Source organism: Streptomyces hydrogenans (assembly GCF_014656075.1).
Classification (GTDB): Bacteria; Actinomycetota; Actinomycetes; order Streptomycetales; family Streptomycetaceae; genus Streptomyces; species Streptomyces hydrogenans.
On the sequence record NZ_BNBS01000210.1, the window covers coordinates 1 to 7,337 of the forward strand.

A 7,337-nucleotide genomic window follows, 5' to 3' on the forward strand; every position below is an offset into this window, starting at 1 on the left:
CGTCAAGGTGCCTGTCGCCGGCGGCCTCGGCGGCGCGGTCGCGAGCGTCGACGCCGACGCCAGCGCCGCCGGGATCGAGGTGCTGCGGCGCGGCGGCAACGCGGTCGACGCGGCCGTCGCCGTCGCCGCCGCCCTGGGCGTCACCGAGCCCTACTCGGCCGGCATCGGCGGAGGCGGCTACCTCGTCCACTACGACGCCCGGAGCCGCACGGTCCACACCGTCGACGGCCGGGAGACCGCCCCCGCCTCGGCCGACGCCGCCCTCCTCACCGAGAACGGCGCGCCGCTGCCCTTCGAGGAGGCGATGACCAGCGGGCGCTCCGTGGGCACCCCCGGCACCCCCGCCACCTGGGCCACCGCCCTCGGCGCCTGGGGCAGCAAGCCGCTCGGCGAACTCCTCGCCCCCGCCGAGCGGCTGGCCCGCGAGGGCTTCACGGTCGACGCCACCTACCGCGCGCAGACCGCCGCCAACGAGGCCCGCTTCCGCGACTTCCCGGCCTCCGCCGCCCTCTTCCTGCCCGGCGGCCGGCTCCCCGAGGTCGGCTCGGTCGTCACCAACCCCGACCTGGCCCGGACCTACGCCACCCTCGGTGAGCAGGGCGTCGGCGCCCTCTACCGGGGCCCGCTCGCCCGGGACGTCGTCCGCACCGTCCGCACCCCGCCGGTCCGCGAGGGCGCCGGACGCGTCGTCCGTGCCGGCGACCTGACGGAACGGGACCTGGCCGCGTACCGGACCGTCCGGCGCGCCCCCACGAAGGTCGCCTACCGGGGGCTCGACGTGTACGGCATGGCGCCGTCGTCCTCCGGCGGCACGACCGTCGGCGAGGCGCTCAACATCCTGGAGGCGACGGACCTCTCCGCCGCCCCGGAGACGGGCTACCTCCACCGCTTCATCGAGGCGAGCCGGATCGCCTTCGCCGACCGGGGCCGCTGGGTCGGCGACCCCGCCTTCGAGCCCGTCCCCGTCCGGGGCCTGCTCTCCCAGCGGTACGCCGACTCCCGGGCCTGCCTGATCCGCGACGACGCCGCCCTCGGCAGCCCGCTCGCGCCGGGCGATCCGCGCGACCCGGTGCCGTGCGCGCCCGGCGGGACCGCGGCCCCGACCCCGTACGAGGGGGAGAACACCACCCACCTCACGGTCGCCGACCGGTGGGGGAACGTCGTCGCCTACACGCTCACCATCGAGTCCACCGGCGGCAGCGGCATCACCGTCCCCGGGCGCGGCTTCCTGCTCAACAACGAGCTGACCGACTTCTCCTTCGTCCCGGCGAACCCCGCCGTCCACGACCCCAACCTGCCCGGCCCCGGCAAGCGTCCCCGCTCCTCGATCTCCCCGACGATCGTGCTCGACCGGCACGACCGGCCGGTCCTCGCCCTCGGCTCACCGGGCGGCGCCACCATCGTCACCACCGTCCTGCAGACCCTGACCGGTGTCCTCGACCGGGGGCTGCCGCTCGTCGACGCCATCGCCGCCCCGCGCGCGAGCCAGCGCAACCAGGCCACGACCGAACTGGAACCGGCCCTCTGGAGCAGCCCCGCCAGGCCCGCCCTGGAAGCCCTCGGGCACGCCTTCCGGCAGAACGCCGAGATCGGCGCCGCCACCGGTGTCCAGCGGCTCCCCGACGGCCGCTGGCTCGCGGCCGCCGAGACCGCCCGCCGGGGCGGCGGCTCGGCGATGGTCGTCCGCCCGGACCGGTGAGGACCGGCGTCAGGCGCCGTCCGAGTCCTCCAGGCCCATCCGCCGCGCCAGCGCCGCGACGCCCCGGACCATCAGCCCGTCGCATATCTGGCCCGGGGTGACGTGGTTGGCGCGGTGGTCGTCGTGGACCTCGTACAGGAGGGCGTAAGCGAGCTGTTCCTCGCGCGGGGTGGGCGGGGCCGGCAGGGGCGTGTCGCGCCAGAGGGCGGCGACCGACTCCGGGGTCACCGGCAGGGGCAGGCCGCAGTGCAGGGGACTGGGCGCCGCCGCCAGCCGGAGCGCCCCCAGCGCGACCGACGACTCCGACAGCCCGCGCCGGAACGCCCACCGTGCGGCGGGTCCGGGGGCGACCTCCCGGGCCGCGTCCTCGACCTGGGCGACGGTCGGCCCGTCCGTCCAGACCAGCGTCGGCACCTCCCCGGCCTCCAGGGTCAGGGGCGTGCCGAACCGCTCGCCCAGGGCGGCGAGCGCCTCCGCCGCGAGGCCGTGCTCCGCCGCCCGCTCCGTCGGTCTCCGCGTCATGCCGCGAGTCTAGGAGCGGCCGCCGACAGCGTCTCTGGCCGCGCCTGCCCCGGACGGTGCCCCGACAGGGCTACGGCGCCGTGAGGACGCGCGGTCCCGCCTCCGTGACGGCGACCGTGTGCTCGGCGTGGGCGGCGCGGGAGCCGTCGAGGGTGCGGATCGTCCAGCCGTCCCGCGCCGTGTAGTGCGCGTCGCCGCCGCCCGCGATGAGCATCGGCTCGATGGCGAGGACCATGCCGTGGCGCACCCGCATCCCGCGCCCGGGGCGCCCCTCGTTCGGCACGCCGGGGTCCTCGTGCATGGCGCGGCCGATGCCGTGCCCGCCGAAGCCGTCCGGGACGCCGTACCCGGCCTTCCGGCACACCGTGCCGATCGCGTGCGCGATGTCGCCGATCCTGTTGCCGACGACGGCCGCCGCGATGCCGGCCGCCAGGGCCTCCTCGGCGGCGCCGATCAGCCGGGTGTCCTCGGGACGGGCGCGGCCGACGGTGAAGCTCACCGCCGCGTCGCCGGCCCAGCCGCGCAGCAGGGCGCCGCAGTCCAGCGACACCAGGTCGCCGTCGGCGAGCCGGGTGCCGTCCGGGATGCCGTGCACGATCGCGTCGTTGACGGACACGCAGACGACGGCGGGGAAGGGGGTCGGCGCCCAGTCCGGGCGGTAGCCCAGGAAGGGCGAGTCCGCGCCCGCCCCGGTCAGCACCTCGCGGGCCGCGCGGTCCAGCTCGGCGACCGGCGCGCCGGGCACCGCCCGCTCCCGTGCCGCGGCCAGGGCGCGGGCCACCACGCGGCCCGCCTCGCGCAGCGCGGCCATGTTCTCATCGGTCTTGATCTCCACCATGCCCATTACTATACCGGTATGAAAATGGGGTGCGGGTCGGTAGAGTGGGGGCATGGTGCGCACCCCCCTGACCCCGGAAGAGCGCGAGCGCGGCGAGCGGCTCGGCCGGCTGCTGCGCGACGCGCGCGGCGAGCGCTCGATGGTCGAGATCGCCGCGGCGGCCGGCCTGTCGGCCGAGACGCTCCGCAAGATCGAGACCGGCCGCGCCCCCACCCCGGCCTTCTTCACCGTCGCCGCCCTCGCCGGCGTCCTCGACCTGTCGATGGACGAGCTCCTCACCCGCTGCGCGCCGCTGACCGTCTGACCGGCCGCCGAGTGGCCCGCGCCCTGCCGGGGGAGGACGCTGGAGGTGAGTACGTCCGGGTGGACCGAGGGCGTACCGCCGCAGGGAGCCTCCGCCCGGCCGGGATCGGAGCTGTGCCATGCGCATGCTGCTCAAGGTCGAGATGAACACCGAGGCGTCCAACGACCTCATCCGCCAGGGCGCCCTCCAGGAACTCATGCGGGAGGCCCTCGGGCGCGTCCACCCCGAAGCCGCCTACTTCACCGTCGAGAACGGCTGCCGCACCGGCTACTTCTTCTTCGACCTCGCCGAGACCTCCGACCTGCCGGCCATTTCGGAGCCCTTCTTCATGCGGCTCGGCGCCAGGATCCACTACTCCCCGGTGATGAACCCGGAGGAACTGGCCAAGGGCCTCGGCCAGATCGCCACCCGCGGCTGATCCCGGCCGCCCCGCCGCCCCGCGGTCGGCGCCCCTCTCAGCCCGGGAGCGAGGCCGAGACCGCGAGCTGGACCCGGCTGTGCCGGGGCGTCTCGATCTCGTCGAGCAGGGCCAGCGCCAGATCGGCGTGCGCGATCCGGCCGGGTCCGTCCACGACCGTGCCGACCGCCGTCCGGTACCCGCCGGTGGGCTCCGCCTCCGCGTTCAGGTCCAGCGGCGGCACCACCATCAGCCAGTCGAGGTCCGGTCCGGCCCCCGTCGCCAGCAGGTCGAACTCCACGACGTGGCCCTGCGCGAAGGCGCGCCACGCGGCGGGGAAGTCCGGTGCGTCCATCAGCCGCGCCCCGGCCGCGTCCTCCAGCGTGGTGGCGATCCCCAGGGTCAGCAGCCGGCCCACCCGGGCCGCCGTGAGCCCGGAGAGCAGCGCCTTCGCCGTCGCCCCGAAGTACTCCTCCGACGGCACGTCGAGGCGGGCGGAGGCGTGCACGGCGGCGTCGTGCCCGGCGGCGAGCGCCGCCACCGACCCCGGGTCCGTCACGTCGCCGCGCGCCACCGCCACCCCCGGCCGGCCCAGATCCGGGTGGCGGGCCGGATCGCGCACCACCGCCGTCACCCGGTGGCCCCGGGCCGCAGCCTCCGCCACGGCCGCCCGGCCGACCCGCCCGCCGGCCCCGAACACGATGATCTTCTTGCTGGTGTCGTTTCCCATGGCGGGGACGGTAGGACGGGGGACACCGGTTACTTCAACGGTACCGGCGCCGCTACCGTCGCCCCCATGAGCCAACCGCCCCCGCTCCGCGTCCGGTTCGACGACCCCGACTGCGCCGACGGCGCCGTCCAGCCCTTCCGCGTCGGCGACAAGTGGACCGGCGTGGTGCTGCGCTGCCTGGAGGACGGCGCCGCCCGCCGCTTCGGCGAACTCCGCGCCGCCCTCCCGCGGGTGACCCCCAAGGTCCTCACCGAGACCCTGCGCTCCATGGAGCGCAGCGGCTTCCTCACCCGGACCGCGTACGAGGAGAACCCGCCGCGCGTCGAGTACGCCCTCACCGCGCTCGGCCGCTCGCTCCTCGGACCGCTCGACACCGCCTGTGCCTGGGCACGGGCCCACGGCGCCGAGATCGGCGACGCCCGCGCGGCCCACGCGGACGACCGCCCGGTGGCGTAACAGCGGATGCGGCGGCCCGGCCGGGGCCCCACCGTGGTGCCGTGCCTCCTCAGTCGCGTACCCGACCGCGCCGCCTCCGGGCGCTCGCCGCCGCCCTCGGCCCGCTGCTGCTCCTCTCGGCGGCGGGCTGCGGGAGCGCCCCCTCCGGTGCGTCCGCGCAGGCCCCGCCGACCGGCGCCGCCCCGGAGCGCTTCCACCACCCGGGCGTCCTCGTCGGCGGCGCCCAGCTGGACGCCGTGCGCCGCCACGTGCGGGCGGGCGAGGAGCCCTGGGCCTCCGCCTACCGGGCGATGAGCACCTCCGCGTACGCGGCCCCCGACTACGTCCCGCACCCGGCGGAGACCGTCGCCTGCGCGTCCGACGCCGGCACCGACGCCTGCGTCGCCGAGCGCGAGGACGCCCTCGCCGCCTACACCCACGCCCTCATGTGGTCCGTCTCCGGACGGCCGGCGCACGCCGCGAAGGCCGTGGAGATCATGGACGCCTGGGCGCGGACCATCAAGGAGCACACCCGCGACGACGCCGACCTCCAGACCGCCTGGGCGGGCTCCTCCTGGGCCCGCGCCGCCGACATCGTGCACGCGGGCCACCCCGCCTGGGGCGGGGCCGCCGTCCAGCGCTTCAAGTGGATGCTGCGCAAGGCGTATCTGCCCGCCGTCACCTCCGACGTCCCCGACTACAACGGGAACTGGGAGCTGGCGATGACCGACGCCGCCATCGGCATGGCCGTCTTCCTGGAGGACCGCCGCCTCTTCGAGCAGTCCGTGCGCCGCTACCGCGCGCGCGTGCCCGCCTACTTCTACCTCGCCTCCGACGGCGCCCTGCCCAAACCGCCGCCCGGCGGCACCATCGACACCCCCGACGAGCTGGCCACCTACTGGTTCGGCCAGCGCACCTACCGCGACGGCCTCGGCCAGGAGACCTGCCGCAACTTCATGCACGTCGGCTACTCGCTGGCCGCCACCGCCCACATCGCCGAGACCGCCTGGCACCAGGGCGTCGACCTCTACCGCGAGGAGGCCCCCCGGATCGCCGCCGCCCTGGAGTTCCACGCCCGCTACCAGCTCGGCGCCTCCGCCCCGCGCTGGCTGTGCGGCGGCAAGGTCGAGCGCACCATGGGGCCCGACGTCGAGGTCGCCCTCAACCACCTCGAAGGCCGCATGGGCCTGCGGCTGCCGCAGACCGCGAAGCTCGCCGCGAGCCGGCGGCCCGGCGGCACCGACGACCTCTTCGTCGCCTGGGAGACCCTGACGCACGCCCGCAACCCCACCCCGGCATAGGCTCGGCGGTCATGACGACCGACGGACGAATCCCCGAGGAACTGCGGCGCGGCCGCTACCTCCGCCTCACCACCTTCCGGAAGAACGGGACCGGCGTCGCCACCCCCGTCTGGTACGCCGTCGAGGGCGAGCGGGTGTACGTGTGGACCCGCTCCGACTCCTGGAAGGTCAAGCGGCTCCGCAACGACCCCCGGGTCGAGCTGGCCGTCTGCGACGTGCGCGGCGGGGTTCCCGAGGGCGCCGTCCGCGTCACCGGCACCGCCCGGCTGGTCACCGGGGAGGAGCTGCGGCACGTGCGCAAGCTGCTCTCCCGCAAGTACACCTACCAGTTCTGGCTCGTGGACTGGCCGGCCATGATCGCCCGGCTTGGCAAGCGCCCCCACACCGGCATCGTCGTCACCCTGTGACCCGCCGGTACGGGACCGATGTGGTCCCCGGGGCACGGAAAGGAAAACGGTCCGTAGCCGTCCCGTAACACGACTGCGGTGCAATGCCCTGCGGCGGACCGGAAGGTCCCCTTCTACCGCGGGGCAGGTGCGAGCGCATGACGGTCACTCACATTCCGTCGGAGATGGCGGAGTTCACCCACTGGCTGGGCGGACTCGCCGCCCGCGCCGAGCGGGCCGGCGGCTGGTGGGCCGTCTTCGCCGAACGGGACCCCGACGGCCTGGGCGCCTGTCTGGAGGGCGCCGAACTGCTGCCCTGGGACGTCGTCGCCTCCCTCCTCCAGGACGTGGGGGAGGACCCCGGACCGGCCCGCGGACTGTACGCGGCGGCCGCCGGGGCGCACGACCGCAGACCCGGCGGCGCCGAGGCGCTGGCCGCCCGCCGCGCCCTGATGGAGGAGGAGCACCGGCACGCCGGGACCCGGATCCGGGAGCTGGACCTGCTGCTCCTCACCCACCCCGAGCCGGACTCGGCGCAGGCCGCCCGGCTGGCGCACGACCTCGCCTGGACCCGCGACGACCTCGCCCGCGCCGCCGCCCGCACCGCCGACCTCGCCGACCGGCTCGGCCGGGTCCGCGCCGCCCCGGCCCCCGCGGCCGGACCGGACGCGAGCCCGCCGCCCGCACCGGCGCGGGCGGCGTTGACGAGGGCGACGGTGACGAGC

9 protein-coding genes and 1 pseudogene are annotated in these 7,337 nt (G+C 76.3%); 7 read left to right on the forward strand and 3 right to left on the reverse strand.

The genetic code is table 11. The features are described 5' to 3' along the window. A partial coding sequence (ggt, locus tag IE321_RS39845; protein WP_229916800.1) for a gamma-glutamyltransferase occupies window positions 1-1,699 on the forward strand: 1,699 nt, incomplete at its 5' end. 9 nt (window positions 1,700-1,708) lie between these two features. On the opposite strand, the gene IE321_RS39850 is transcribed toward ggt, so the two are convergent. Together IE321_RS39850 and map are read right to left on the reverse strand one after the other, a co-directional pair. Further along, window positions 1,709-2,221: a hypothetical protein gene (locus IE321_RS39850; RefSeq protein ID WP_190226538.1), complete on the reverse strand. Its 513-nt coding sequence runs from the start codon at window positions 2,219-2,221 to the stop codon at window positions 1,709-1,711. 70 nt (window positions 2,222-2,291) lie between these two features. After that, the gene (map, locus tag IE321_RS39855; RefSeq protein ID WP_190226539.1) at window positions 2,292-3,059 is read right to left on the reverse strand and encodes a type I methionyl aminopeptidase; all 768 of its coding nucleotides are present in this window, start codon (window positions 3,057-3,059) and stop codon (window positions 2,292-2,294) included. A gap of 52 nt (window positions 3,060-3,111) precedes the next feature. Between map and IE321_RS39860 the strand changes: the two genes are divergently transcribed. Continuing rightward, window positions 3,112-3,363: a helix-turn-helix domain-containing protein gene (locus IE321_RS39860; RefSeq protein ID WP_043223993.1), complete on the forward strand. Its 252-nt coding sequence runs from the start codon at window positions 3,112-3,114 to the stop codon at window positions 3,361-3,363. Window positions 3,364-3,481: 118 nt separating this feature from the next. Then, window positions 3,482-3,781: a hypothetical protein gene (locus tag IE321_RS39865; protein WP_190226540.1), complete on the forward strand. Its 300-nt coding sequence runs from the start codon at window positions 3,482-3,484 to the stop codon at window positions 3,779-3,781. A 37-nt stretch (window positions 3,782-3,818) separates the two neighbouring features. On the opposite strand, the gene IE321_RS39870 is transcribed toward IE321_RS39865, so the two are convergent. Further along, the gene (locus tag IE321_RS39870) at window positions 3,819-4,490 is read right to left on the reverse strand and encodes an NAD(P)-dependent oxidoreductase (protein WP_190226541.1); all 672 of its coding nucleotides are present in this window, start codon (window positions 4,488-4,490) and stop codon (window positions 3,819-3,821) included. 66 nt (window positions 4,491-4,556) lie between these two features. Here IE321_RS39870 and IE321_RS39875 point away from each other — a divergent pair, with 66 nt between their 5' ends. From IE321_RS39875 to IE321_RS39890, 4 genes and pseudogenes are all read left to right on the forward strand, one after another. After that, the gene (locus IE321_RS39875; protein WP_190226542.1) at window positions 4,557-4,946 is read left to right on the forward strand and encodes a winged helix-turn-helix transcriptional regulator; all 390 of its coding nucleotides are present in this window, start codon (window positions 4,557-4,559) and stop codon (window positions 4,944-4,946) included. Window positions 4,947-4,987: 41 nt separating this feature from the next. Further along, entirely contained in the window at window positions 4,988-6,226 is a 1,239-nt protein-coding gene (locus IE321_RS39880) for an alginate lyase family protein (RefSeq protein WP_229916802.1), read from the forward strand. Between the two features lie 11 nt (window positions 6,227-6,237). Continuing rightward, window positions 6,238-6,633: a PPOX class F420-dependent oxidoreductase gene (locus IE321_RS39885; RefSeq protein WP_190226543.1), complete on the forward strand. Its 396-nt coding sequence runs from the start codon at window positions 6,238-6,240 to the stop codon at window positions 6,631-6,633. 137 nt (window positions 6,634-6,770) lie between these two features. Next, window positions 6,771-7,337, forward strand: a pseudogene (locus IE321_RS39890) (UL36 very large tegument protein); the annotation flags it as partial.

Bases quoted from the DNA above. Each gene is read 5' to 3' on its own strand.
- IE321_RS39850 (WP_190226538.1), bottom strand. From the start codon at position 2,221: ATGACGCGGAGACCGACGGAGCGGGCGGCGGAGCACGGCCTCGCGGCG.
- map (WP_190226539.1), bottom strand. From the start codon at position 3,059: ATGGTGGAGATCAAGACCGATGAGAACATGGCCGCGCTGCGCGAGGCG.
- IE321_RS39860 (WP_043223993.1), top strand. From the start codon at position 3,112: ATGGTGCGCACCCCCCTGACCCCGGAAGAGCGCGAGCGCGGCGAGCGG.
- IE321_RS39865 (WP_190226540.1), top strand. From the start codon at position 3,482: ATGCGCATGCTGCTCAAGGTCGAGATGAACACCGAGGCGTCCAACGAC.
- IE321_RS39870 (WP_190226541.1), bottom strand. From the start codon at position 4,490: ATGGGAAACGACACCAGCAAGAAGATCATCGTGTTCGGGGCCGGCGGG.
- IE321_RS39875 (WP_190226542.1), top strand. From the start codon at position 4,557: ATGAGCCAACCGCCCCCGCTCCGCGTCCGGTTCGACGACCCCGACTGC.
- IE321_RS39885 (WP_190226543.1), top strand. From the start codon at position 6,238: ATGACGACCGACGGACGAATCCCCGAGGAACTGCGGCGCGGCCGCTAC.